21 protein-coding genes are annotated in these 22522 nt (G+C 66.5%); 9 read left to right on the top strand and 12 right to left on the bottom strand.

All coding sequences use genetic code 11. The features are described from left to right. Nucleotides 1–8 precede the first annotated feature (8 nt). On the bottom strand, nucleotides 9–1433 hold the full coding sequence (locus ACZ1A1_RS02865; RefSeq protein WP_463618680.1) for an FAD/NAD(P)-binding protein: 1425 nt from the start codon (nucleotides 1431–1433) through the stop codon (nucleotides 9–11). 1 nt (nucleotide 1434) lies between these two features. Further along, a complete protein-coding gene (locus ACZ1A1_RS02860; RefSeq protein WP_463618679.1) occupies nucleotides 1435–2850 on the bottom strand; it encodes an LLM class flavin-dependent oxidoreductase in 1416 nt (471 codons plus the stop codon). Between the two features lie 241 nt (nucleotides 2851–3091). On the opposite strand from ACZ1A1_RS02860, the gene ACZ1A1_RS02855 reads away from it, so the two are divergent. Beyond that, nucleotides 3092–4303 (top strand): acyl-CoA dehydrogenase family protein, encoded by a 1212-nt coding sequence (locus ACZ1A1_RS02855; RefSeq protein WP_463618678.1) that lies wholly within the window; start codon nucleotides 3092–3094, stop codon nucleotides 4301–4303. A gap of 196 nt (nucleotides 4304–4499) precedes the next feature. Here ACZ1A1_RS02855 and ACZ1A1_RS02850 read toward each other — a convergent pair whose 3' ends face one another. The 8 genes from ACZ1A1_RS02850 to ACZ1A1_RS02815 form a co-directional block, all read right to left on the bottom strand. After that, a complete protein-coding gene (locus tag ACZ1A1_RS02850) occupies nucleotides 4500–5714 on the bottom strand; it encodes an SfnB family sulfur acquisition oxidoreductase (protein WP_463618677.1) in 1215 nt (404 codons plus the stop codon). A 25-nt stretch (nucleotides 5715–5739) separates the two neighbouring features. Next, entirely contained in the window at nucleotides 5740–6780 is a 1041-nt protein-coding gene (locus ACZ1A1_RS02845; RefSeq protein WP_463618676.1) for an isopenicillin N synthase family dioxygenase, read from the bottom strand. Between the two features lie 254 nt (nucleotides 6781–7034). Further along, entirely contained in the window at nucleotides 7035–8396 is a 1362-nt protein-coding gene (locus ACZ1A1_RS02840) for an O-acetylhomoserine aminocarboxypropyltransferase/cysteine synthase family protein (protein WP_463618675.1), read from the bottom strand. Next, nucleotides 8393–8722 (bottom strand): hypothetical protein, encoded by a 330-nt coding sequence (locus tag ACZ1A1_RS02835; protein WP_463618674.1) that lies wholly within the window; start codon nucleotides 8720–8722, stop codon nucleotides 8393–8395. Before ACZ1A1_RS02835 ends, ACZ1A1_RS02840 begins: the two co-directional genes overlap by 4 nt. Further along, complete coding sequence (locus tag ACZ1A1_RS02830) at nucleotides 8712–9500, bottom strand: ABC transporter ATP-binding protein (RefSeq protein WP_463618673.1); 789 nt, start codon at nucleotides 9498–9500, stop codon at nucleotides 8712–8714. The genes ACZ1A1_RS02835 and ACZ1A1_RS02830 overlap by 11 nt, the downstream gene beginning before the upstream one ends. After that, nucleotides 9500–10498, bottom strand: coding sequence for an ABC transporter permease (locus tag ACZ1A1_RS02825; protein WP_463618672.1), 999 nt, complete (start codon nucleotides 10496–10498; stop codon nucleotides 9500–9502). The genes ACZ1A1_RS02830 and ACZ1A1_RS02825 overlap by 1 nt, the downstream gene beginning before the upstream one ends. 5 nt (nucleotides 10499–10503) lie before the next feature. Then, nucleotides 10504–11538 (bottom strand): ABC transporter substrate-binding protein, encoded by a 1035-nt coding sequence (locus tag ACZ1A1_RS02820; protein WP_463618671.1) that lies wholly within the window; start codon nucleotides 11536–11538, stop codon nucleotides 10504–10506. 203 nt (nucleotides 11539–11741) lie between these two features. Continuing rightward, nucleotides 11742–12407: a hypothetical protein gene (locus tag ACZ1A1_RS02815; protein WP_463618670.1), complete on the bottom strand. Its 666-nt coding sequence runs from the start codon at nucleotides 12405–12407 to the stop codon at nucleotides 11742–11744. A 431-nt stretch (nucleotides 12408–12838) separates the two neighbouring features. Here ACZ1A1_RS02815 and ACZ1A1_RS02810 point away from each other — a divergent pair, with 431 nt between their 5' ends. The 5 genes from ACZ1A1_RS02810 to ACZ1A1_RS02790 all read left to right on the top strand — a co-directional run bounded on the left by ACZ1A1_RS02810 (nucleotide 12839) and on the right by ACZ1A1_RS02790 (nucleotide 18111). Next, nucleotides 12839–13801 (top strand): amino acid ABC transporter substrate-binding protein, encoded by a 963-nt coding sequence (locus ACZ1A1_RS02810; protein ID WP_415212336.1) that lies wholly within the window; start codon nucleotides 12839–12841, stop codon nucleotides 13799–13801. A gap of 113 nt (nucleotides 13802–13914) precedes the next feature. Then, on the top strand, nucleotides 13915–15099 hold the full coding sequence (locus ACZ1A1_RS02805) for an amino acid ABC transporter permease (protein ID WP_463618669.1): 1185 nt from the start codon (nucleotides 13915–13917) through the stop codon (nucleotides 15097–15099). Continuing rightward, nucleotides 15096–16196 carry an amino acid ABC transporter permease gene (locus ACZ1A1_RS02800; protein ID WP_463618668.1) on the top strand — a complete coding sequence of 367 codons (1101 nt, stop codon included), beginning with the start codon at nucleotides 15096–15098 and terminating at the stop codon, nucleotides 16194–16196. Before ACZ1A1_RS02805 ends, ACZ1A1_RS02800 begins: the two co-directional genes overlap by 4 nt. Before the next feature lie 97 nt (nucleotides 16197–16293). Continuing rightward, nucleotides 16294–17463, top strand: coding sequence for an FMNH2-dependent alkanesulfonate monooxygenase (ssuD, locus tag ACZ1A1_RS02795; RefSeq protein ID WP_463618667.1), 1170 nt, complete (start codon nucleotides 16294–16296; stop codon nucleotides 17461–17463). Between the two features lie 108 nt (nucleotides 17464–17571). Beyond that, on the top strand, nucleotides 17572–18111 hold the full coding sequence (locus ACZ1A1_RS02790; RefSeq protein ID WP_463618666.1) for a GNAT family N-acetyltransferase: 540 nt from the start codon (nucleotides 17572–17574) through the stop codon (nucleotides 18109–18111). A gap of 82 nt (nucleotides 18112–18193) precedes the next feature. Here the strand turns inward: ACZ1A1_RS02790 and ACZ1A1_RS02785 are convergent, their stop codons facing one another. After that, complete coding sequence (locus ACZ1A1_RS02785; protein ID WP_313193915.1) at nucleotides 18194–18649, bottom strand: hypothetical protein; 456 nt, start codon at nucleotides 18647–18649, stop codon at nucleotides 18194–18196. 46 nt (nucleotides 18650–18695) lie between these two features. Then, entirely contained in the window at nucleotides 18696–19043 is a 348-nt protein-coding gene (locus ACZ1A1_RS02780; RefSeq protein ID WP_463618665.1) for a YidB family protein, read from the bottom strand. 537 nt (nucleotides 19044–19580) lie between these two features. Here ACZ1A1_RS02780 and ACZ1A1_RS02775 point away from each other — a divergent pair. From ACZ1A1_RS02775 to ACZ1A1_RS02765, 3 genes are all read left to right on the top strand, one after another. Next, nucleotides 19581–21032 (top strand): NCS1 family nucleobase:cation symporter-1, encoded by a 1452-nt coding sequence (locus tag ACZ1A1_RS02775; RefSeq protein ID WP_463618664.1) that lies wholly within the window; start codon nucleotides 19581–19583, stop codon nucleotides 21030–21032. Nucleotides 21033–21218: 186 nt separating this feature from the next. After that, a complete protein-coding gene (yghU, locus tag ACZ1A1_RS02770) occupies nucleotides 21219–22124 on the top strand; it encodes a glutathione-dependent disulfide-bond oxidoreductase (protein ID WP_415212324.1) in 906 nt (301 codons plus the stop codon). An 11-nt stretch (nucleotides 22125–22135) separates the two neighbouring features. Then, complete coding sequence (locus tag ACZ1A1_RS02765) at nucleotides 22136–22513, top strand: hypothetical protein (protein WP_313193919.1); 378 nt, start codon at nucleotides 22136–22138, stop codon at nucleotides 22511–22513. Nucleotides 22514–22522 lie beyond the last annotated feature (9 nt).

Below are 22522 nucleotides of genomic sequence, written 5' to 3'. Positions count from 1 at the left end.
TCGTCCGTCTATGGACGCGACGTGCGCGCCCCCGCCATCCGGTGCGCGACCTTCTGCGCCACGAGGAGGGCGTGCTCCGTCACTTGCGGCAATCCCATCAGCTCGCCGAAGGTCCCGCGCGCCAGCGGGCCGGCGATGAAAAGCGTTTCGGCGGCCTCTCCGCTCGTGCCGATGGCGCGGCTGTCGTCGTCGACCGCGAGGCCGAGGCCGACCGTATCGAGCTGCAGCGCACCCGCTGCCGCCAGCGCTTCGAGAAACGGCTGGCTCGACAGGATCGCGCGATGGCCCGGCCCCGTCGTCACCACCACGGTATCATAATGCTCCACGAACGGCCGTCCGCCCCGGCGCGGCCGGAACGTCACCGCGATCGTGCCATCCGCCCGAAGCGCGGCATCGGCGAGGGAAGCCGCATGGATATGCAACGAGCCGGCCGCGAGACGCCGGTCGATGACGGCCTCCACCTGCGGCGCGATGCGGAAGCGATGCACATCCCAATAGGGCCGGAGGAAGCGGACGAGGCGGCGGCGCTCGGCAACGGGCAGCGCGCGCCAGATCGCGCCCCCCTCGCCGCGCAGCCTGTCGAAGACCGCATGCCAGGTGATGCCCGCCCCCGCCGCCTGTTCGAGCGTGCGGCGGACGCGGCGGAGAAGCTCGCGCGCCGAACGAGCGGGAGAGGTCGTGAAGTCGCCGAACGGCTCCTGCGGCAGGAGGGTGTGCCCGCGCGAGCGCAGGCCCCTGCGCGAGACCGCGGTGATCGGTCCTTCATGCCCCGCCGCATCGAGCACGGCGATCACATCGGCCGCGGTCAGCCCCGTGCCGACGACGAGCACGCGATCCTTGCGGGAAATGCCGGCAAGCGCGCCCGGCACCGTGGCATCGGGAATATAGGCCGGGTGGCCGGCAAGCGCCCGGTCGAGGACGGCGGGCGCCTGCGGGCTCGGATGGGTTGCCGCCACCACAACGCAGTCCGCCTTCAGGACGGAACCGTCCGCCGCCGCGACCCGCCATCCGCCGGCCGTGGCCGTCACGGCGCGAACGCGGCTGCGACGGTGCTCGATCCGCCCCGCGGCGACGAGCGGCCGGAGCGTGGCATCGACATAATGCCCGAAGGCAGAGCGGCGCGCGAAGATGCGGCCGTCCCTCGTCACCGCCTCGCCATCATCGGCGAGGGCGCCCGTTTCGAGCAGCCAGCGCTCGAAATGCGTATCGTCGCCGGGAAGGAGCGTCATGCGCGCGGCCGGCACGTTGATGCGGTGGACCGGCTCGTCCGTGTCATAGGCAAGGCCGCCGCCGAGCATGGCGCGCGGCTCGTAGACGACGATCCGCACCGTGCCTTCGGGCAGCAGCCGGGCCAGATGATAGGCGACGGCCGCGCCGGTGAAGCCGCCGCCGACGATCGCGACGGCCGGGACGGATATCGCGCCGACGATCATCTCAGGCGCCGACCGATTTGAGGGCGGGAACCGCTTCGGCCTCGCGGCGCTTCACCGCCTCGATGTCGCGGTAGCCGTCGGCGGGGTGGGTCTTCGGCAGGTACGGCCCCTCGCCGAAGAGCTTTTCGCGCAGTGTCCCCGGCCTGTAGGCCGTCGGATAGGCGCCGCGCTTCTGCAATTCCGGCACGATATGGGCGACGATGTCCTCGAAGCTGTCGGGCGTCACCGCATAGGCGAGGTTGAAGCCGTCGACATCCGTATCGTCCACCCATTCCTGCAGGATGTCGGCGATGCGCTCCGGCGAGCCGACGAAGACCGGCCCCATGCCGCCGATGCCGCCGAACTGCGCCAGCTCCTCGATAGTCCACGACTTGTCGCCGCCGGCAATGTGCTCGACGAAGGAATGGATGGCGTTGGTCTCGATCTTCTCCACCACGTCCGCCGGCGCATATTGCCCGAAGTCGATGCCGCTCCAGCCGGACATGAAAGTGAGCGAGCCGTCATAGGAGACGTAGCTCCTGTATTCCTCGAATTTCTTGTGCGCCTTTTCCTCCGTCTCGTCGGTGATGACGGTGACGAGCGTGTAGATATAGACATTCTTCGGATCGCGGCCGGCGGCGGCGATGCGCTGGCGGATGTCGGAGACATAGGCCTTCAGCACCGATTTCGTCGGCGCGGCGACGAAGATGCACTCCGCATGGGCGGCGGCGAAGGCCTTGCCGGGGCCGGACGCGCCGGCCTGGTAGAGAACCGGCGTGCGCTGCGGCGAGGGCTCCGTCAGGCCATAGCCCGGCACTTCGAAATACTTGCCCTTGTGGCCGATCTCGTGAACCTTTTCCGGATGGGTGAAGATGCGCTTCTTGCCGTCGCGGACCACCGCTCCCTCCTCCCAGGAACCTTCCAGAAGCTTATACAGCACTTCGACATATTCCGCAGCGACCTCGTAGCGATCGTCGTGCCGGCGCAGGCCGCCCTGCCCGACATTCCTCGCCCCGCTCTCCAGATAGGAGGTGACGATGTTCCAGCCGACGCGGCCCTTGGAATGATGGTCGGCCGTCGCGAGGCGGCGGGCGAAGGTATAGGGGTGCTCGAAGGAGGTGGACGCCGTGATGCCGATGCCGAGATGCTCGGTGGCGAGCGCGATGGGGGCGGCGAGCTGCAGCGGATCGTTCACCGGGAGCTGCGCGGCCTGGTGGATGGCGTGATAGTTGGAGCCCTTGTAGACATCGTAATAGCCGATGACATCGGCGATGAAGATGCCGTCGAAGACGCCGCGCTCCAGCGTGCGCGCGAGATCCTGCCAATAGTCGAGGTCCTTGTATTTCCAGGACTTGTCGCGCGGATGCGCCCAGAGGCCGGGCGACTGGTGGCCGACGCAGTTCATGTCGAAGGCGTTGAAGCGGATATGACGGGCCATGGGTCTCTCCAGGATAGCGAGGATGCCGGACGGCATCGTTCGCAGGCGAGGATAGCGCGGGCTTTCCTTAAATACAGAAATTCTATCTTTTATATAGAATAATTTCGGGAATGCCTTTTCTCGCGGCCGTCCTGCCCCTCTGGGAAGATGTCCGGGCGCGGCGGAACACCCCTTCCGCCAGCCTTCACCCCTCCTTGCCGTGGCGCCTGCCCGGAAGGAACCCGACAGCAGGAGACCCGCCATGACCGCCCTACACCTCGTCAAGGAGCCCGATCCGCAAGCCGACCGGGCCCGCCTCTTCGCGAAAGCCGAGGAGATTTCCGCCGATCTCGCCCGCCGCGGCGCGCAGCTCGATGCCGAGGGCAAGCCGCCGCTGGAGGAGATCGACCGGCTGAAGCGGGAAGGCCTGCTGACGGCGCTGCACCCGGCCGGGATCGGCGGCGGTGGGCTCGACTGGGTGGACGGGCTGCGGCTGGTGCGCATCCTGGCGCGCGGCGAAAGCTCGATCGGCCAGTTGCTCGGCTATCACTTCGTCAACAGCCAGTATGTCTACTGGGCCGCCAACGATCCGGACAGGGCCTGGACCCTCGGCGCCGAGACCGTCGAAAAACGGCTCTACTGGGGCGCCGCCGTCAATCCGCGCGATCCGGGCCTGACGCTGGCCCGCAGCGGCGATCACTACCTCCTCAACGGCCGCAAGACCTTCTCCACCGGCGCGCATGTCTCCGACCGCATCAATGCCAGCGCCGCCTTCGGCGAGGCGGTCGCCAGCCTCGTCCTGCCGACCGACCGGCCCGGCTACATCGCCAATGACGACTGGGACAATATCGGCCAGCGGCTCTCCGACAGCGGCAGCGTCGATTTCCGCGACTTCCCGGTCTACGAGAGCGACTTCCTCCTGCCGCTCGCCGCAAAGGATGCCGCGCCGCCGGTGCTCGCGACGTTCAACACGCCGCTGATCCAGCTCGTCTTCGTCAACTTCTATCTCGGCACGGCGGAGGGCGCGCTGGCGGCCGCGGCAGACTATGTGCGGACGACGACGCGCCCCTGGATCACCTCCGGCGTCGAGAAGGCGAGCGAGGATCCGTATATCCTCGAGCGGATCGGCGAATTCCGCGCCGTGCTGAAGGCTTCAGCGGCGCTTGCCGATGCCGCCGCAACCGCCGTTCAGTCGGCGCTTGCGCACGGCCGGGCCGTCACCGCGCGCGAACGCGGCGAGGCGGCGATCGAGGCCTATGAGGCTAAGCTCAACGCCACCCATGTCGCGCTCGACATCACCGCCCGCGTCTTCGAACTGACCGGCGCCCGCTCGACGGCCTCGCATTACCGCTTCGACCGCTATTGGCGGAACGTGCGCACCCACACGCTGCACGACCCGGTATTCTACAAGGCCCGCGAGGTCGGCGACTTCGTGCTCAACGGCCGCGTGCCGGAGCCGAGCCTTTATAGCTGAGGCTCTGCGCTCCCGAGCCCACCATCCACCTGCATGCCGGGTGGATGGATCCTCGGCTCAAGGCAGAGGATGACGGCGGCGGGCGAGGCAACCTCGCCGGCAAAAGGCCTCCCATGCCCCTCGTTCGTTCACGCAAAAAAGGCCGCAATCCCGAAGGATTGCGGCCAGGCGACCACCCCCACCACGAGGGTTGATTTCAGAGCGCGCCGTTTCTCGGCGGCGTGACGCCGTTGAGGTGATAGTTGCCGACGACGTGGTATTTCCAGCGCACCGGATCGTGCAGCGTGTGGGTGCGGGCGTTGCGCCAATGGCGCTCGAGGTTGAGGCCGCGTTTGGTGGCGGAGGTGCCGGCCAGCTCGAAGAGCACGTTGGCCGCATCGATGGCGAGCTCCGTCGTCAGCACCTTGGCGGCGGCGACGGCGAGGGTTGCCGCGACGGCATTTTCCGCGGTGAGGTTCACCTGCGCCAGGTCGACCTTCCGCCCGGCCCGCTCCAGCGTCGCCTCGGCCGCCTCGACGCGGATGGCGAGCTCGCCGATGCGGGCGATGGTCAGGGGATCGTCCGCCGCGCGCTCGACGCCGCTGTCGGTCCACGGCCGCGCCTTGTCGCGGACATAGCCGATGGTCTCCTTCAGCGCCGCGCGCGCGATGCCGAGATCGATGGCGGCATGGATGATCTGGCCGACCGAGCCGATGGTGCCGGGCCGCTCGAAGCCCTTCTGGTGCGGCACGACGGCATCGGCCGGCACGTAGACGTCGCGCAGGATCGTCGTGCCGCTGCCCGTCGTGCGCTGGCCGAAGCCGTCCCAGTCGTCGACGATCTCGATGCCCTCCGTCTCGCGCGGCACGAAGGACATGGTGAGGCGGTCTTCCCCATCCAGCGCGAAGATCGCCACCCAATGGGCGAAGAGCACGCCGGTCGAATAGAATTTCCGACCGTTGATGCGGAAGCCGGCACCGTCGGGGTTAATGCGCGTGTTGTAGTCGCCGACGGTCTTCGTGCCGACCTCGGAAAGCGCGTTGCCGAAGCGGTCGCCGGCAAGCGCGCGGCCGAAATAGAAGCGCTTCTGCGCCTCGCTGCCGTCATGACGCAGGGCTTCCAGGATGTAGAAGTGGTTCTGCGGGATCTGGCCGATGGAGCTGTCGGCCTCAGACAGGATCGCCGTCACCTCGGCCAGGACGGCATTCGACACGTCGATGCCGCCATAGTCCGCCGGCACGGTGATGGCGAGGAGGCCGGAGGCCGAAAGCCGGTCCAGCTCGGCGAAGGGAAGCGCGCGCTCGTAGTCGCGCCGGCTCGCGCCGCCCTCGAATTCGGCGGCAAGCGAGCGGGCGACGGCAAGCGCCTCCTCCTCGCTGGCGATGCGGTGGGCGGTCTCCTGCCGTTCGGCGAGCCGGGTGACGCTGCTCATGGTCGTTCCTTTCGCGCGGGCGGGATCAGGCCCTGGCCGGTTTCTCGAGAAGGTGAAGCAGGTCGGGATGGTGCTTCGCCGCGACGTCGGGATGCGAGCGCAGGCGGCTCTTCAGATGGTTGATGCCGACCTCCCGGAAGATCGGGTTGAGCGGGTCGACGGTGACGCCGCGCTCGCCGCGCTTCAGCTCCTCCGGCAGCGGAATGACCGGGATGGTCGCGTCGTAGCGGGCGCCGAGGAAGAAGGCGACCGAGAAGCGCTCCGTGCCGGCCGGCGGGGTGACGACGTCGTGCACGTCGGCGCGCACGAAGCCGTTCGTCGCCAGCTCAAGGAGCTCGCCGCTGTTGATGACGAAGGTGCCTGGTACCGGCGGCGCATCGATCCAGACGCCATCCTCCGTGCGGATGCGCAGGCCCGGCGTGGTATCCTGAAGCAGCACGGTGACGAAGCCGCCGTCCTTGTGCGCGCCGACGCCCTGGTCGCTGCCCGCCGCCTCGCGGCCCGGATAGCGGATGATCTTCAGGAGCTGGGACGGCGACGGCTCGTAGATGTCGGCAAAGGCGTTTTCCGGCTGGCCGAGGGAGAGCGCGATGGCCTTCAGCACATCGATGCCGATGCGGGTGACTTCCGTCTGGTACCGCAGAAGCAGCGGCTTCAGCTCCGGCAGGGCCTCCGGCCACTGGTTCGGGCCGTAGAGGCGGTTCCAGGGCGCCTCGGCGCTGTCCGCCACCGGCTCGCCCTCGGTGTTGACGTCGAGCTGCTCGCGCCAGTCCTGCTCGCCGCGGGTGCGCTCGTAGCCGGCGCGGTTATAGCCGCGGAAATGCGGCGACCTGACCATCTCGATCGACAGCTTGTCGGCTTCCGGCAGCGCGAAGAAGCGCTTGGAGGCGGCGAGCACGTCGTCGATCAGGCTCTGCGGCACGCCGTGACCGGTGAGATAGAAGAAGCCGTGGTCGTGCAGGACGCGCGTCAGCTCCTTGATGAAAGCCGCGCGCTCGTCCGCGCTGCCGTAGAAGCGGGAAAAATCGATCGTCGGCAGGTGGGCGGGCTTGGTGTGGATGGTCATGTCGGCTCTCTCCCCGAGAAAATGGTTGGACCCTGCTTCATTACCGCGCCGTTGCGGCCGGTTGAATCGGCCCGTTCGCGCGGCCGCGCCTGGAACTGGGGGAGAGAGTAGCGGCCATCCGGGCCGAATACAGAAAATCTATCATTTTTATGCACTTCAAGGAGGAATGATGTTTCTTTCTGAAGAACCGGCCGGAGGAAAACCCCGGCGCGAGGAGGGAGCGCCGGGGTCGCACGCCGATCAGGCGGCCGGCCTCAGGCCAGCGCTATGGCTCTTTCAAGATCGGCGATCAGGTCGTCGGGATGTTCGAGGCCGATGGAAAGCCGCACATAGCCGGGCGTGACGCCCGTCGCGAGCTGGTCTTCCAGCGAGAGTTGCGAATGGGTCGTGGTCGATGGATGGATCGCCAGCGACCGCGCATCGCCGATATTGGCGAGGTGGTAGAAAAGCTGCAGGCTGTCGATGAAGCGGCGCCCCGCCTCCCGTCCGCCCTTCAGCTCGAAGCCGACCAGCGCGCCGAAATGCCCGGCCTTGAAGTATTTCTCCGCCCGCGCCCTGGCGGCGCCCTCCTGGAACTTCGGGAAGATCACCCGCTCCACCTTCAGGTGGGCCTTCAGGTATTCGGCCACTTTCACGGCGTTCTCGTTGTGCTGGCGAAGGCGCAGCGGCAGCGTTTCGAGGCCCTGGATGAACTGGAAGGCGTTCTGTGGGCTGATCGCCGCGCCGAGATCGCGCAGCAGCACGGCCCGGGCGCGCAGGATATAGGGGTGGAAGGCGATGGCCGCCGCCTTCTCGATCCACGTCCTGCCCTGATAGCTCGCATCCGGCTCGTTGAGGTTCGGCTGGCGCGCGGCATGGTCAGCCCAGGGGAAATTGCCGCCGTCGACGATGGCGCCGCCGATGGAGGTGCCGTGGCCGCCGATATATTTGGTGGTCGAGTAGACGACGACCGCCGCGCCATGCTCCAGCGGCCGGATGATGAGGGGCGCGGCCGTGTTGTCGATAATCAGCGGAATGCCGTGGCGACGGCCGATGGCCGCGACTTCGGCGATCGGGAAGACCTCCAGCTTCGGGTTCGGCAGGGATTCGGCATAGTAGGCGCGGGTGCGCGCGTCGGTCGCCTTCTCGAAGGCTTCCGGATCCGCCGCATCGACGAAGCGCGTCTCGATGCCGAAGCTCTTCAGCGTCGCGGCGAAGAGCGCCCAGGTGCCGCCATAGAGGCCGGCGGCGCTGACGATATTGTCGCCGGCCCGCGCCAGATTGAGGATCGCGAAGGCCGAGGCGGCCTGGCCGGAAGAGACCGCCAGCGCCGCCGCCCCGCCCTCAAGCTCGGCAAGGCGCTGCTCGAAGGCATCCTGCGTCGGGTTGGAGACGCGGGTATAGAGATGGCCGGGCGCTTCCAGCGCGAAGAGCTTGTCGGCGCCGTCCGTGCCGGGAAGCTGGAAGGAACTCGTCTGGTAGATCGGCACGGCCACCGCGCCACTTGCCGGATCGAAGCGGAAGCTGCCGCCGTGCAGCGCGATGGTTTCGGGATGCCGGCTCTTGAAGGTCGCGGTTCCGGCCGGGACCTCGACGATATCCTGTTCGGCGACCTCGGGGGATTGATGGATCGTCATGACACTTCTCCTTTGGTGAGGCGCCCTCGGGCGCGCGAGGGACGAGCGGACAGAAGGGCGCCCGCGACGAGAATGGCCGCTGCGGCCCAGAAGGCTTCCGGCGCGTACCACCGGATGCCGTAGAGGTGATCATCGGTGCAGAGCGCCTGGGCGAGCGTGCAGAGTTCGCTTGTGCCCGCAAGGCAGGTGACGGCCTGCCGGACGGTGAGATAGTCGTTCCCGACCACCTTGCCGAAGATCAGCCACCACCAGCCGACGGAAAGGAGCGCGAGGACGCCGCCGGCGAGCGCGACGGCATGGTAGGAAAGGCGCGCGCTAGACGTCATGGGAGATCCCCAGCTTTTCCAGCAATGACCGGCGAAGGGCGACGAGGTCCGGATCGTCCCGTCGGCGCGGATGCGGCTGGCCGACGCGCACCTCCGCAACGATGGCGGCGGGCCGGTCGGAGAGAACGATCACCCGGTCGGCCAGAAGCAGCGCCTCCTCGACGTCGTGCGTGACGAGGAGCGCGGTGAAGCCGGCGCTCTTCCAGAGGTCGAGAAGCTCGTTCTGCATCCTCAGCCGCGTCAGCGAATCGAGCTTGCCGAAGGGCTCGTCGAGCAGCAGCAGCTTCGGATCGTTGACCAGCGCCCGGGCAAGCGCGGCGCGCTGCGCCATGCCGCCGGAAAGCTGGTGCGGGTAGAAATCGGCAAAGCCTTCCAGCTTCACGAGCTTCAGCACCTCGTCGATGCGGTATTCCCGCTCGCGGATGAGGCCGCGCGCCTCCAGGCCCGTCGCGCTGTTGGCGCGCACGGTGCGCCAGGGAAACAGCGTGGCGTCCTGGAAGACGAGGATGCGGTCCGGGTCCGGCGCGGCGATCGGCCGGCCGTCTTCCAGCACCCTGCCCGTCGTCGGCATCTCCAGCCCGGCGGCAAGGCGCAGCAGCGTGGACTTGCCGCAGCCGGAGGGGCCGAGAAGGGCGACGAATTCGCCCGGCGCGAGGGAAAGGCTGACATCGTCGAGGACCTCAAGGTCCTTGCCGTCGAGGTCGTAGCGATGGGTCACGCCCTCGATATCGAGCGCGATGCTGCTTGCGGGCGTGGCTTCGGCAAGAGCGAGCGACATCAGAGGATCCCCTTCTGCCAGCCGAGGAGTTGGTCGCGCAGGACGAAGAGCAGGCGCACGAGGCCGGCGCAGATCAGCGCCATGACGATGAGCGCGGCATAGACATTGGCATAGGCCGAATAGGCCGTATTGAACTGGAGGTACCAGCCGAGACCGAACTTCGCCCCGAGCATCTCGGCGACGACCAGCACGGCGAAGGAGTAGTAGAGCCCCATGAAGACGCCGACGAAAACGTTCGGCAGCGCGGCGGGGATCGCGACCTTGAAGATGAGGAAGCGGTTGTCCGCGCCGAGGGTGCGGGCGACGTCGTAATAGGCGCGGTTGACCTGCGCGACGCCGGCCGCCGTGAGGATCGCGACGGGAATGCCCGAGGCAAGCGCCACGAGGAAGATCGAGGCGTGGAACGTCGTCGGGAAAAGGAAGAAGGTGCAGGGGATCCAGGCGCTCGCCGGCACCGGGCCGATGAGCTTCAGGAGCGGCATGCCCCAATAGGCGAAGCGCTTCGACCAGCCGAGCGCCACGCCCCCGGCAAAGCCGGCGAGGAAGCCCGAGAAGAAGCCGAGCCCCCAGAGCCGCCCGGTATAGGCGACGCAGACGAGCAGGCGCTCCCAGTCCGTCACATAGACATGCAGCAGGCCCTGCGGCGGCGAGAAGAACGGCTTCGGCAGCCAGCCGAGCTTGGCCGTCAGCACCTCCCAGCCCGCAAGCCAGAGGCCGAGGACGATGAACCACGGCCCGTAGTGCACCAGCGTGCGGCCGAAGCGGCCGAGCCTGTGCACGGTGAGCGACAGCGCGAGGAAGAGCCCCGCGCCGGCAAGGGTGACCGCGGCGAAAAGCGCCGTCGCACCCCAGGTGATGACATCCGGCAGGCCATAGGTGACGGCCGCGGCGAGAAGCCACGTGCCGGCCGCGTAAAGGCCGTTTCGCCAAATCCCGCCGGCCGGCAGGGCGAAGGCCCGCCCTGCCCTGCCGAATGTTTCCTCTATCGCCGCGCTCATCGGGATCACGCGAAGATGTCGATGGTGACGCGGCCGGCGATTTCCGCGGGGTCGGTCGAGGCGTCGATGACGCCCGTCAGTTTCAGGTCCTCGTAGCCGATCTGCACTTCCTTCAGGAGGTCCTTGCCGAACCAGTGGTCGTGATAGGTGAAGGCGGCGAGGACTTCCGTCAGGTCCTCCAGAGAAAGGCCCGGCTTCAGCATGTCGAAGTACCATTTGGCCACCTCGTCGGGGTGCCTGGCCGTGTACTGGTGGATTTCGAGATTGGCCGCCGCGACGCGCTTGATGGCGTCCTTGTTGGCCTCGTAGTAGTCGCCGTTGACGCCGAGCACGCAGCAGACGCGATCCTTGAAGGTGCCGGTCTGCGTGTCCGCGACGCGGCGGAAGCCGTGCTGCTTCTCGTAGGAGTAGGCCCAGGGGTCCATATGCGCGACGGCATCCGCCTCGCCCTTCAGCACGCCCTCGGCGACGAGGTCGAAGGGGAAGACCTTCCAGGTGACGTCGGTTTCCGGGTTTAGCCCGGCCTTGGCGAGCGCGACCGAGAAGGCGACGCGCGAGGGCGACATGACGTCGAAGGTGCCGATGGTCTTGCCCTTGAGGTCGGTGAGCGTTTTGATATCGGAGTCCGGCTTGACGAGGATGCTCTGGCAGCCGCCATGCGAGCCCGCGAAAAGCCGCACGTCGAAGCCCTGCTCGATCGGCTTCAGCCAGTCGTAGAGAAGGCCGGGGCCGGCCTCGGCCTTGCGGGTGGCGAGCGCCTGGATGAGCGTCTGGCCGCTCGAACCCTGGTAGAACAATTCCACATCGAGGCCGTGCTTGGCATAGATGCCCTTGGCAAGGCCGAAACCGACGGGAGAATGGCAGGCGGCGACCTCGGTCCATTCCAGCTTGATCGGAATGAGGTTGCCGGCAATGGCATAGCGCGTCGAGCGCGCGCCGATCACGCCGGCGGTGGCGGCAACGGCCGTGACGCCGGCAGCCTTGATCAGGCCGCGGCGCGACAGGCCCCTGGAAAGGATGGTTTCGGACTGCTGGCTCATCGGATGTCCCCTCGAATGACGATGGGACCAGCCTAGCGATAACTAATTTTGTTTATAGATTTTATAGATTATTATGGCGTCGAAAAGGGAAATATTCTTTCATCGAGGGCCGGCGCGATGGATTTGGCATGCGGCGTCGATAGCTAGCGGAGCAAACGAAAATCTGCGACAGCCCTTCAGGGAAAGCGGAAGGCGCCCGCCCCTCAGAACGCGAAGCGGATGGAAGCGCCGAGATTCACGCGCAGCACACGATCGATCTCATAGGGATTGATGGGTGTCGTGCCCAAATTACCGAAACGGGTATTGCCGGTCTCGAACCCGCCCGCATAGGAAACCAGGGCATCGAGGCCCAGGACGGCATTGGGTGCGATCCTGTGCCGGACGCCGGCGCCGACCTGCGCGACGGGGCCGATCTTCGTATGGCCCGCGACATCGGACACGAAACTCCCCGTCCCCCTGTCCGTCTCCGTCACGCCGGAGAGGGTGTTGAAGGTCAAGCCCAGCCCGGCCGTGCCCCTGAGCGTGGTGGCCTCGGAGAGGGGCATGTCATATTCGATGCTGCCCAGGATGACGTCGCTGCTCGCGATGCCTTTGAAATCCGAGGTACCGGCCGAGAAGGGCGGGTTCACCAGGAAATCCGCGCTCCATCTGATATTGCTGCGAATATGCTGATAGCCGAGGGAGACCGAGAGATCCGGATCGAGCCGATAGCCGATATGGGCGCCGCCGCCTATCGCACCGCCGAACCGCACCTCGTCCACGGTGCCGAAGCCGGCCCCGCCGTTGGTGGTGCTGGAGGAGCCGAAGGCAAAGCCGCCGAGCACATCCAGACCGGCGAAGAAATCATCCTCTCCGGCCAGCGCCGTCATAGGGAAAGCCGCGGAAACGGCGGTAGCCAGAAGCAGGTATCGCGGGCGCATGGGCACCATCAGGGGGTTCAAGCCAGGCCAGCCTGGCAAATCATGGTTAGCAAACCGATAATTACGCCCCCGCGCCGTTAACGGAATTCGCGAGAGTCTCTCCGTGACCAGCGCCCATTCTTCAGTCTCGGCGTCAAAAACCGGCCGCCCGGCCCGCTTTCCGGAGAAGCAATTTCCACCCCGGCATTCCAATTTGGGATGGGCATTCCTTAAATACAGTAATTTTATAGATAATATAAAAATACCTTCCGCATCCGGCGAAGCTTCGCGTGGCGGAAGCTCGGTTCTTTTGAAAATGGGGACATTTCGACATGACAGTGCAGAAGACCTTCCGGCGGGCGATCCACGCGGCAGCGGCCGCGGCTTTCCTCGCCACCACCATGCTCTCGGGGCTTGCCCATGCCGGCCCGACGCTGGACAAGATCAACCAGCGCGGCTCGATCAAGGTCGGCGTCGGCACGACGCCCGGCTTCTTCGCCCCCGACGGCAACGGCAAGTGGCAGGGCTTCTTCGTCGATTTCGGCCGCGCCCTTTCCATTGCCGTCTTCGGCGACCCGGACAAGGTGGAGTTCACCAATTCCTCGCCGCAGCAGCGCCTTCCCGCCCTCCAGAGCGGCGAATTCGACATCCTGCTTTCCGGCGTGACGGTGACGACCACCCGCGCCTTCAAGCTCGGCTTCCACTTCGGCCCGACGGTCTTTTATGACGGCCAGGGCATTCTCGTTCGCAAGGACCTCGGCGTGACGAAGGCCGCCGATCTCGACGGCGCGACCATCGGCGCGCAGAGCGGCACGACGGGCGAACTGAACGTCGCCGACTTCTTCCGCAAGACGGGCAAGTCCTTCACGCCGGTCACCATCGAGGATACCGGGCAGTTCATCGACGCGCTGGAATCCGGCCGCGTCGACGCGATCACGCAGGACTCCTCCGACCTCGTCGGCAAACGCACCCAGCTCAAGAAGCCGGACGATTACGTGCTGCTGCCCGAGCGCCTCTCCAAGGAGCCGCTGGCACCGGCGATCGCCGGTGGCGACGACCGCTGGCTGGAACTCGTCAACTGGACGGTGAACGCCACGATCCAGGCCGAGGAATGGGGCATCACCTCGGCCAATGTCGATGAATTCCTGAAATCGGAAGACCCGGCCATCCAGCGCTTCCTCGGCGTCGATCCGTCCTTCGCCAACGAGATCGGGCTCGATCCGAAATGGGCCTACAACATCGTCAAGACGGTCGGGAACTACGGCGAGATCTTCGAGCGCAACCTCAAGCCGCTCGGCTGGGAGCGCGGCTATAACAGCCTGTGGACCAATGGCGGCCTGCTCTATTCGCCGCCGTTCCGCTGAGCAACCCGGCAAAGAGAACAGCGGTGTTGCGCCTGGAATTGCGTAGGAACGGGGAGAGGGAGCATTTTCGTGCTTCGAAGAAGAGCGGGAATGCGCCGACCCCTGACCCACGCGTGTTCCGCACCGTCCTGCCGGGCCCGCAGCGGCCCGGCATCCTTGGGAAGATCCGCGCCTGGTGGGGCGGCTGGCCGCTCGGCCAGCTCGCCTTCCTCCTCGCGGTCGCCGCGCTCGGCGCGCTCTTCGTCGGCAATGTGCTGGAGACGATGGCGCGCATCGGCATCCTGCCGGGCTTCGGCTTCCTTTCCAGCTCCGCCAATTTCGAGATCGGCGAAAGCCCCATCGCCTTCCGCGCGGGTGATACCTATCTGCGCGCGATCCTCGCGGGCCTCGTCAACACGCTGAAGGTCTCCCTGCTCGGCTGCGTCCTTGCAACCATCCTCGGTGTCGCCGTCGGCGTCGCGGGGCTTTCGCGCAACCTGCTGCTTTCCGGCCTCGTGCGCTGGTTCATCGAGATCACCCGCAACACGCCGCTCCTGCTGCAGCTCTTCTTCTGGATGGCGCTTGCCAAGGCGCTGCCGGCGCCGCGCCAGGCAGCCGCCCTCTTCGGCTCCGTCTTCCTCACCAATCGCGGCGTCTACATTCCCGCGATCTCGCTGGAGGGCGGGCCGTTCGGACTGGCCGTAGCGCTCGGCATCACGGCCCTTGCCGCCGTCGCGCTCCTTCTCTTCCTGCGCGCCACCCGCCGCCTCACGCGCCGGACCGGATCGGTCGCACTCGCGCTCGCCGTCGCGGCGCCCCTCGCCTTCCTCCTTCTTTCCGGCGCCCGGCCGGAAGCCGAGATGCCGGCGCTTTCCGGCTTCAACATCCGGGGCGGGCTCAATCTCTCGCCGGAATTCGCCGCGCTGCTCACGGGCCTCGTCGTGAAATTCGCCACGCTGATCGCGGAGATCGTGCGGGCGGGCATCCAGTCGGTCGGCACCGGCCAGTGGGAGGCGGCGCGGGCGCTCGGGCTGCATGACGGCCAGATCATCCGCCTCGTCGTGCTGCCACAGGCGCTGCGCGTCATCACGCCCCTGACGACATCGAGCTATCTCGACCTCACCAAGGATTCCAGCCTTGCCGTCGCCATCGGCTTTCCCGATCTCGTCAGCATCGTCAACACGACGGCAAACACGACGGGCCAGTCCCTCGAGGCGCTGATCATCCTGATAGGCGCCTTCCTTACCATCAACCTTGCCCTCTCGGCCCTGATGAACCTCTATAACAGCCGCGTCGCGCTGAGGGGAACGAGACGATGACCGCCACCGCCTCCCGCCTGCTGCCGGCGCTGCGCACCGGCCTTTTCGGAACGCGCACCAACACGCTCATCACCCTTGCGACGCTCCTCGTCCTCTCGCAGGTCGTGCCGCCGTTCCTGCGCTGGGCGGTGCTCGACGCCACCTTTTCCGGCAATGCGGAGGCCTGCAGCCGCGAGGGCGCCTGCTGGGCCTTCGTCACGGCTAAGCTGCGCTTCATCCTCTTCGCCTTCTATCCGCCGGAGCTGCAATGGCGGCCGTCGCTGGTCATCGTGCTCCTCGGCGCGATCCTTGCGGCAAGCGCGCTGCCGCGCTTCTGGGGGCGGCCGCTGCTCGTCGCCTGGCCGCTGACCGTCCTTGCCTGCTGGCTGCTGATGCAGGGCGCCTTCACCGCAACGCCCATTCCGTCCAACCAGTGGGGCGGCCTGCCGGTGACGCTCTTCGTCTGGGCGGTATGCTTCGCCGCGGCGACGCCCATCGCCGTGCTTCTGGCGCTCGCCCGCCGCTCGACGCTCGGTGGCCTGCGCACCTTTTCCGTCCTTTATATCGAGCTGATGCGCGGCACGCCCATGGTCGCCATCCTCTATGTCGCCATGCTGATCCTGCCGATGGCGCTGCCGGACGGCCTTTCCTTCGACAAGATGCTGCGCGCCATCCTCATGGTCACGCTGTTCTGGGCCGCCTATATCGCCGAGGTCATCCGCGCCGGGCTCCAGGCCATCCCCAACGGCCAGACCGAAGCGGCGACGGCACTCGGCCTCGGCTACTGGCGCACCCAGCGCCTGGTGATCCTGCCGCAGGCGCTGCGCATCGTCATCCCCGGCATGGTGAACCTTGCCATCGGCTTCCTGCTTGCGACCTCGCTGCTCGCCGTCATCGGCATCTTCGACCTTCTCAACGCCGCCCGCGCCTCGGCCGCCGACCCGCAATGGCTCGGCTTCTACAACGAGGCCTATATCGTCGTGGCCGTCATCTATTTCGTGATCTGCTTCGGCGCCTCTCGCTACAGCCGCTGGCTGGAGCGGCGCCTCGCGGGCGGGAAGGAAGGCTCCGCCTCCGCGCCCGCAGGCATCCCATCGCCCGCCTTGCGCAAGGAATAATCCCGCCGGGGCGCTACAAGAGAATATAATTCCTTACTCAAACTATAGAATTTATTATCGTACCGACATTCTCATTCCCCAACCCGGAAGACAGCGCATGAGCAAGTCCGACCAGCCCCTCGATTTCCTCTGGTTCATCCCCAGTTCCGGCGATGGCGCCTATCTCGGTTCCGACGAGCTCGCCCGTCCGCCGGATCCGGGCTATCTTCGCGAGATCGCCGTCGCCGCCGACCGGCTCGGCTATTCCGGCGTGCTCATTCCCGTCGGGGCGGCCTGCGAGGAATCCTTCGTGCTGGCCGCCGATCTTGCCGCCCGCACGGAAAGACTGAAGTTCCTCGTGGCGATCCGCCCCGGCACCGCGACGCCTGCCTATTATGCCCGCCTTGCCGCGACGCTCGACCGCGTGTCGAACGGCCGTCTCCTCCTCAACATCGTGGTGGGCGGCAGCGCGCAGGAACTGGCCGGCGACGGCATCTTCCTGCCGCATGACGAGCGCTACGACCATGCCGCCGAGTTCTTCCAGGTCTTCAACGAGCTGATCGAGACGGGCCGTTCCACGCTCGACGGCAAATACATCAAGGCGATCGACGCGAAGCTCGGCCTGCCGCCGGTGCAGCAGCCCCGTCCGCCGATCTATTTCGGCGGCTCGTCCGATGCGGCGATCGATTTCGCCGGCGGCCTCGTCGACAAGTACCTCACCTGGGGCGAGCCGCCGGCGCAGGTCGCCGGGAAGATCGCCCATGCCCGCAAGGCCGCCGCCGCGAAAGGCCGGGAAGCCTCCTTCGGCATCCGCCTGCACTTCATCGTCCGCGAGACGGACGAGGAGGCGTGGGAGGCCGCCGACCGGCTGATCTCGAAGCTTTCCGACGACGCCATCGCCGCCGCGCAGGAGACGCTGACGAAGAACTCCGATTCCGTCGGCCAGGCGCGCATGGTGGCGCTGCACAACGGCCGGCGCGACAGGCTGGAGGTCTCGCCCAACCTTTGGGCCGGCATCGGCCTCGTGCGCTCGGGCGCCGGCACCGCCCTCGTCGGCTCGCCGAAGACGGTGGCCGCGCGGCTGCGCGAGTACCAGGCGCTCGGCATCGACACGGTCATCGCCTCGGGCTATCCGCATGTCGAGGAGGCCTATCGCGTCTCCGAGCTGCTCTTCCCCGAGCTCGGCCTGCCCGGCCCCCGCGGCCAGCTCCGCTCCTCCTTCGGCGACCGGCAGGTCTTCGGCGGCGGCGGACATGGCGGGAATGTCAAATTGACGTCAGCGTCGTAGCGCTCCCTTCGCATGAGGCAAGGCGCGTGTCTTGGCGCGCGCCCGGCCGGGCGATATAAGGCGGTCCGTACCCTTCGTTCGACCGCCTTCCCGCCCGGTTCCAGGACAATGACGACCATTCCGGTAGTAGAAACAGACCGCCTGCTGCTGCGCGGCTTCCGTCCCGACGATCTCGACGCCATGGCCGCCATGTGGGCGATGCCCGAGGTCGTGCGCTATATCGGCGGCGTTCCGCAAACACGCGAGCAATGCTGGATCCGCCTCCTCCGGCAGATCGGCATGTGGAGCGTCATGGGCTTCGGCTTCTGGGCGATCACGGACCGGGCAACGGGCGAGCTGATCGGCGAAGGCGGCTTCCATGAGATGCACCGCGCCATGGACCCCAGCATCGAGGGCACGATGGAGGCCGGCTGGGGCCTGATGCCCGCCTGGCACGGGCGCGGCTATGCCAGCGAGGCGCTGGGCGCCATGCTGGCCTGGGCCGAGGCGACCCATCGCGGCAAACCCGTCACCTGCATCATCGCCCCCGAGAACGCGCCCTCCATGCGGCTTGCCCGCAGGCACGGCTTTGCGGAATTCGCGCGCACCCTGTACCAGGATAGCGAGATCGCGGTCCTCCGGCGTCTCGACGGGCCGGAAGCGCCTTAAGCCTCGGCGCTTTCCCTCCCCCGAACGATAAAGGCCCGCCGGGAGGGCGGGCCTTCGTCATGCGTTCGGACCTTGGCCGCGATCAGCCGCCGGCCTTCAGGGCCGCGCTGCAAAGGCTCCAGTAGCCGCCGCCCTTCTGGATCCATTTCAGGTCGTTGAGCGTGCCGGCGTCCTTGTTGGCGTGATAGGAGTCCACGCAGGTCTTCAGGCGGCCCTTCGCAGGGGTCTCGCCGGCATATTTCTTGTCGACGGCCTTCGGGAAGCTGACGCCCCTCGGTGCCTTCGTCTTGGCCTTGGTGGGCTCCTTCTCGGTCGTCGCGGCGACGGCCTTGTTATCGTCCTCGTCTTCCTTGGCGGCATCCGCGCCGCAGAACTTCGCGCGGAAATCGTTCCACTTAACGCCCGTGGCGGAGCCGTCGGCCTTGGCGGCCTGATACTTGGTGCTGCATTCCTTCATCGTGAGGGCGGAAGCAGGGCTGACGAAAGCCATGGAAGCCAGGAGTGCTCCCGCAGCCATAAGCGTGACACGTTCGAACATGGATTTAGCCTCGATTGGATCGTGATGTCTGCGAAGGCCGCCCGGCTCAGGAGGGCAGCGTTCCATTCGGCGTGGCGGCATCGACCGCCTTGGGGAGATATTGCGCGAGAAGCGTCGGCACCTCGCTCAGATCGACCCCGAATGTCTTGGCCAGATTCTGAAGTTGCGTTGAAGAGAGGGCTTGCTGGATCTGCTCGGCAGAGACCGGAATATTCTCACCGGTCCCGACCCAGGATGCGACCTGTTCGCTGAGGCCCGCCGAATGCAGCTGCGCGAGAACCCCGTCGAGACCGCCCGTGTTCTCGAACACCTGCGTGGCGACCGCCATGAGGTTCACGTCCTTGCCCTGCAATACATCGGTCAGCACCGATCCCAGCCCATCGAACAATCCCATTGCGGGTGTCTCCTTCCATTGCTGCGGACAGCTATTCCTAGCACCGGCAAAACCCGTCCGCAAACGCGTAAATACGGCAGGCCAAGCCTGACCATCACGCGCGGGCGCCGGAATTTTCCCGTCCGCCCGCATCGTCCCTCCAGACAACCATGCGGCGAAGATTCGGACAAATTTATGGAGAGTTCGTGACGGCGCCCCGGCCGCGCCGATCTCCTCTACGGTAAAGCCCCGCAGCAAGGGGCCGACTCGGGCGCGCCGGCGGGCGGCGCGCCGCGAAACAGCGGGGCATTTGCCCGTTTCATCTTGAACCGCAGATTGAAAGTCTTATGCGCTTTCCGTGAAAACCCCACGCGCGGAAGTGGGAAATACGCCGTCAAGCACTTGGCTTTTCTGCATAATTTCCCTTGCGGGGATTGTTTCCGCAGGGCGCTCAAATAAGGCCGCAGTACCGAACGGTTCGGCTCGGCATTGACACAACCATGACTGTAGGATCACTTTCCATAGGCACAGGGTTCATTACGTCAAGAGGGGACAACAATGACGATACCACCCGGTGCATCTCCGCAATTGTACAACGAGGACCTCGCGCCCGCCGAAAAGCGCAACTGGGGCGCCTTCTCGATCTTCAACGTCTGGACATCGGACGTGCACAGCCTCTGGGGCTACTATCTCGCCGCCAGCCTCTTTCTCTTCTGCGGCAGCTTCGTCAACTTCCTGCTCGCGATCGGCATCGGCTCGCTGATCATCTTCGTGCTCATGCACATGGTCGGCCTTGCCGGCGTGCGCACGGGCGTGCCCTTCCCGGTTCTCGCCCGCGCCTCCTTCGGCATCTGGGGCGCGAACTTCCCGGCGCTGGTGCGCGCCATCGTCGCCTGCTTCTGGTACGGCGCGCAGACGGCGGCGGCCTCGGGCGCCATCGTCGCGCTGCTCATCCGCAACGAGAGCCTCCTGCAGTTCCACCAGTCGAGCCACATGCTCGGCCATTCGACGCTGGAGCTGATCTGCTACGTCATCGTCTGGGGCCTGCAGCTCCTCATCATCCAGAACGGCATGGAAACGGTGCGCAAGTTCCAGGACTGGGCCGGCCCGGCCGTCTGGATCATGATGCTGCTGCTCGCCGTCTATCTCGTCGTCAAGTCCGGCGGCTTCTCCTTCAACCACACGATCCCGATGGACGTGCTGCTCGAGAAGACCAAGGACGCGGGCGTGCCGGGCACGCCGGGATCGTTCGCCGCGCTCACGGCGGTCGCCGCGATCTGGGTAACCTATTTCTCGGCGCTCTATCTCAACTTCTGCGATTTCTCGCGCTATTGCCCGAGCGAACGCTCGCTGACGGTCGGCAATCTCTGGGGCCTGCCGGTCAACCTGATCCTCTTCTCGCTGGTCGCCGGCGTCACCACCATCGCCGCCTATAACGTCTATGGCGAGGTGTTGCTCTATCCCGACCAGATCTCGGCCAAGTTCGACAGCATCTTCCTGGCGCTGCTCGCCGCGCTCACCTTCGCGGTGGCGACGCTCGGCATCAACGTCGTCGCCAACTTCGTCTCGCCGGCCTTCGACTTCGCCAACGTCTTCCCCAAGCACATCGACTTCAAGAAGGGCGGCTATATCGCGGCGGTAATCGCGCTGGTGCTCTATCCCTTCGCGCCCTGGGAAGGCGGGGCCGCCCATTTCGTCAACATGGTCGGCAACACGATGGGCCCGATCTTCGGCGTGATGATGGTCGACTACTACCTCATCCGCAAAGGTCGGGTGAATGTCGAGGCACTCTACCGCGAGGACGGCGAGTTCCGCTTCGAGAACGGCTGGCACGTCAATGCGCTGATCGCCGCCGGCATCGGCATCGTCTTCTCGTCGATCCTGCCGGGCCTGACCTCCATCATGCCGTCCTGGTGGGGCGTCTACGGCTGGTTCTTCGGCGTCGCCATCGCGGGCGTGATCTATTACGCCCTGCGCTCGGCACGCGCTGGCAAGCCGCTGCCGGCCTGACGGGACTTCCCCGCGGGACGGGCGGCCTGCCGCACCGTCCCCGACTCCGGATCGGGGGTATCACGCTCCCGATCCCTTTCGCGTCCTTGCCTGCGGCCGGGGATAGAGCACCCGTATCTTTCCCGCCCATAGTGACTTTGCGCCGCGAAACTGGCTATGCTTCCGCCGACCAGAAGGATGGATTGCATGACCGAGAAATCTCCGAACGACAATTTCCCCGCCGGCTATGAGCCCGCCGAAGTGTGGACCTGGGACAAGGAAAACGGCGGTGCCTTCGCCAGCATCAACCGCCCCGTCGCCGGCCCGACGCATGACAAGGCGCTGCCCGTCGGCAAGCATCCGCTGCAGCTCTATTCGCTCGCCACGCCCAATGGCGTGAAGGTGACGATCATGCTGGAGGAGCTGCTGGCCGCCGGCCATGCGGGCGCCGAATACGACGCCTGGCCCATCCGCATCGGCGATGGCGACCAGTTCGGCTCCGGCTTCGTCGACGTCAATCCGAACTCGAAGATCCCGGCGCTTATGGACCATGCGCCAAAGGACGGCGGCAAGCCGCTGCGCGTCTTCGAATCCGCCTCGATCCTGCTCTATCTCGCCGAGAAGTTCGGCGCCTTCCTGCCGGCCGAGCTGCGTGCCCGCACCGAGGCGGTCAACTGGCTGTTCTGGCAGATGGGCTCCGCCCCCTTCCTCGGCGGCGGCTTCGGCCATTTCTATGCATATGCGCCGATCCGCATCAAATATGCGATCGACCGCTATGCCATGGAGGTCAAGCGCCAGCTCGACGTGCTCGACCGCCATCTCGCCGACAACCGTTTCATGGCCGGCGCCGACTACACCATCGCCGACATGGCGATCTGGCCCTGGTACGGCAGCCTTGCGCAGAACAAGCAGTACGGCAATGCCGGCACGTTCCTCGAAGTCGAGAGCTACAGGAACGTCCAGCGCTGGACGGCGGAGATCGCCGCCCGCCCGGCGGTGCAGCGCGGCCGCATGGTCAACCGCCTCACCGGCGACCCGTCCGAACAATTGCACGAGCGGCACGACGCCTCCGACTTCGACACGCAGACCGAGGACAAGCGCGGCAGAGCGTAGGAAGAATCGACATGGCAAACCTGCCCGACATGACCAAGCACCGCGGCTTTCCTTCCGGCATGCCGGGGACCGGCGTGCAGTTCACCATCCGCCGCGCCAATCCGCGCGGGGTGACGCCCATCAAGGCGCTGCCCCGGCGCGCCCGGCCGGGCACGGCGGAGCACCGCATCGACGCCGCGTTCCTGCATGCCCTCTGGCACCATTTCGGCGACGAGCCCTTCGAGCGGGGCAATCTCGACGCCGCGCGCCTCAGCCTGCTCTTCGGCCGCGAGGTCGTGCCGGCGGAGAAGGATTTCGATCCGCTCTCCTACGAGGCCATGCTGATGATCGACGAGCGGGTCGCCCGCCAGAGCTTCCCGGAATCCTTCGAGGACGTGTTCGACGTCTGACCCGCGGCG

The organism is Shinella sp. R2-11 (assembly GCF_055330205.1).
The sequence above is the reverse complement of the archived record's forward strand: the minus strand, read 5'-3'. Positions and strand labels throughout refer to the sequence as shown.

Coding starts and splice junctions, on each gene's coding strand:
- ACZ1A1_RS02865 (WP_463618680.1), bottom strand. CDS start 1,433: ATGATCGTCGGCGCGATATCCGTCCCGGCCGTCGCGATCGTCGGCGGC.
- ACZ1A1_RS02860 (WP_463618679.1), bottom strand. CDS start 2,850: ATGGCCCGTCATATCCGCTTCAACGCCTTCGACATGAACTGCGTCGGC.
- ACZ1A1_RS02855 (WP_463618678.1), top strand. CDS start 3,092: ATGACCGCCCTACACCTCGTCAAGGAGCCCGATCCGCAAGCCGACCGG.
- ACZ1A1_RS02850 (WP_463618677.1), bottom strand. CDS start 5,714: ATGAGCAGCGTCACCCGGCTCGCCGAACGGCAGGAGACCGCCCACCGC.
- ACZ1A1_RS02845 (WP_463618676.1), bottom strand. CDS start 6,780: ATGACCATCCACACCAAGCCCGCCCACCTGCCGACGATCGATTTTTCC.
- ACZ1A1_RS02840 (WP_463618675.1), bottom strand. CDS start 8,396: ATGACGATCCATCAATCCCCCGAGGTCGCCGAACAGGATATCGTCGAG.
- ACZ1A1_RS02835 (WP_463618674.1), bottom strand. CDS start 8,722: ATGACGTCTAGCGCGCGCCTTTCCTACCATGCCGTCGCGCTCGCCGGC.
- ACZ1A1_RS02830 (WP_463618673.1), bottom strand. CDS start 9,500: ATGTCGCTCGCTCTTGCCGAAGCCACGCCCGCAAGCAGCATCGCGCTC.
- ACZ1A1_RS02825 (WP_463618672.1), bottom strand. CDS start 10,498: ATGAGCGCGGCGATAGAGGAAACATTCGGCAGGGCAGGGCGGGCCTTC.
- ACZ1A1_RS02820 (WP_463618671.1), bottom strand. CDS start 11,538: ATGAGCCAGCAGTCCGAAACCATCCTTTCCAGGGGCCTGTCGCGCCGC.
- ACZ1A1_RS02815 (WP_463618670.1), bottom strand. CDS start 12,407: ATGACGGCGCTGGCCGGAGAGGATGATTTCTTCGCCGGTCTGGATGTG.
- ACZ1A1_RS02810 (WP_415212336.1), top strand. CDS start 12,839: ATGCTCTCGGGGCTTGCCCATGCCGGCCCGACGCTGGACAAGATCAAC.
- ACZ1A1_RS02800 (WP_463618668.1), top strand. CDS start 15,096: ATGACCGCCACCGCCTCCCGCCTGCTGCCGGCGCTGCGCACCGGCCTT.
- ssuD (WP_463618667.1), top strand. CDS start 16,294: ATGAGCAAGTCCGACCAGCCCCTCGATTTCCTCTGGTTCATCCCCAGT.
- ACZ1A1_RS02790 (WP_463618666.1), top strand. CDS start 17,572: ATGACGACCATTCCGGTAGTAGAAACAGACCGCCTGCTGCTGCGCGGC.
- ACZ1A1_RS02785 (WP_313193915.1), bottom strand. CDS start 18,649: ATGTTCGAACGTGTCACGCTTATGGCTGCGGGAGCACTCCTGGCTTCC.
- ACZ1A1_RS02780 (WP_463618665.1), bottom strand. CDS start 19,043: ATGGGATTGTTCGATGGGCTGGGATCGGTGCTGACCGATGTATTGCAG.
- ACZ1A1_RS02775 (WP_463618664.1), top strand. CDS start 19,581: ATGACGATACCACCCGGTGCATCTCCGCAATTGTACAACGAGGACCTC.
- yghU (WP_415212324.1), top strand. CDS start 21,219: ATGACCGAGAAATCTCCGAACGACAATTTCCCCGCCGGCTATGAGCCC.
- ACZ1A1_RS02765 (WP_313193919.1), top strand. CDS start 22,136: ATGGCAAACCTGCCCGACATGACCAAGCACCGCGGCTTTCCTTCCGGC.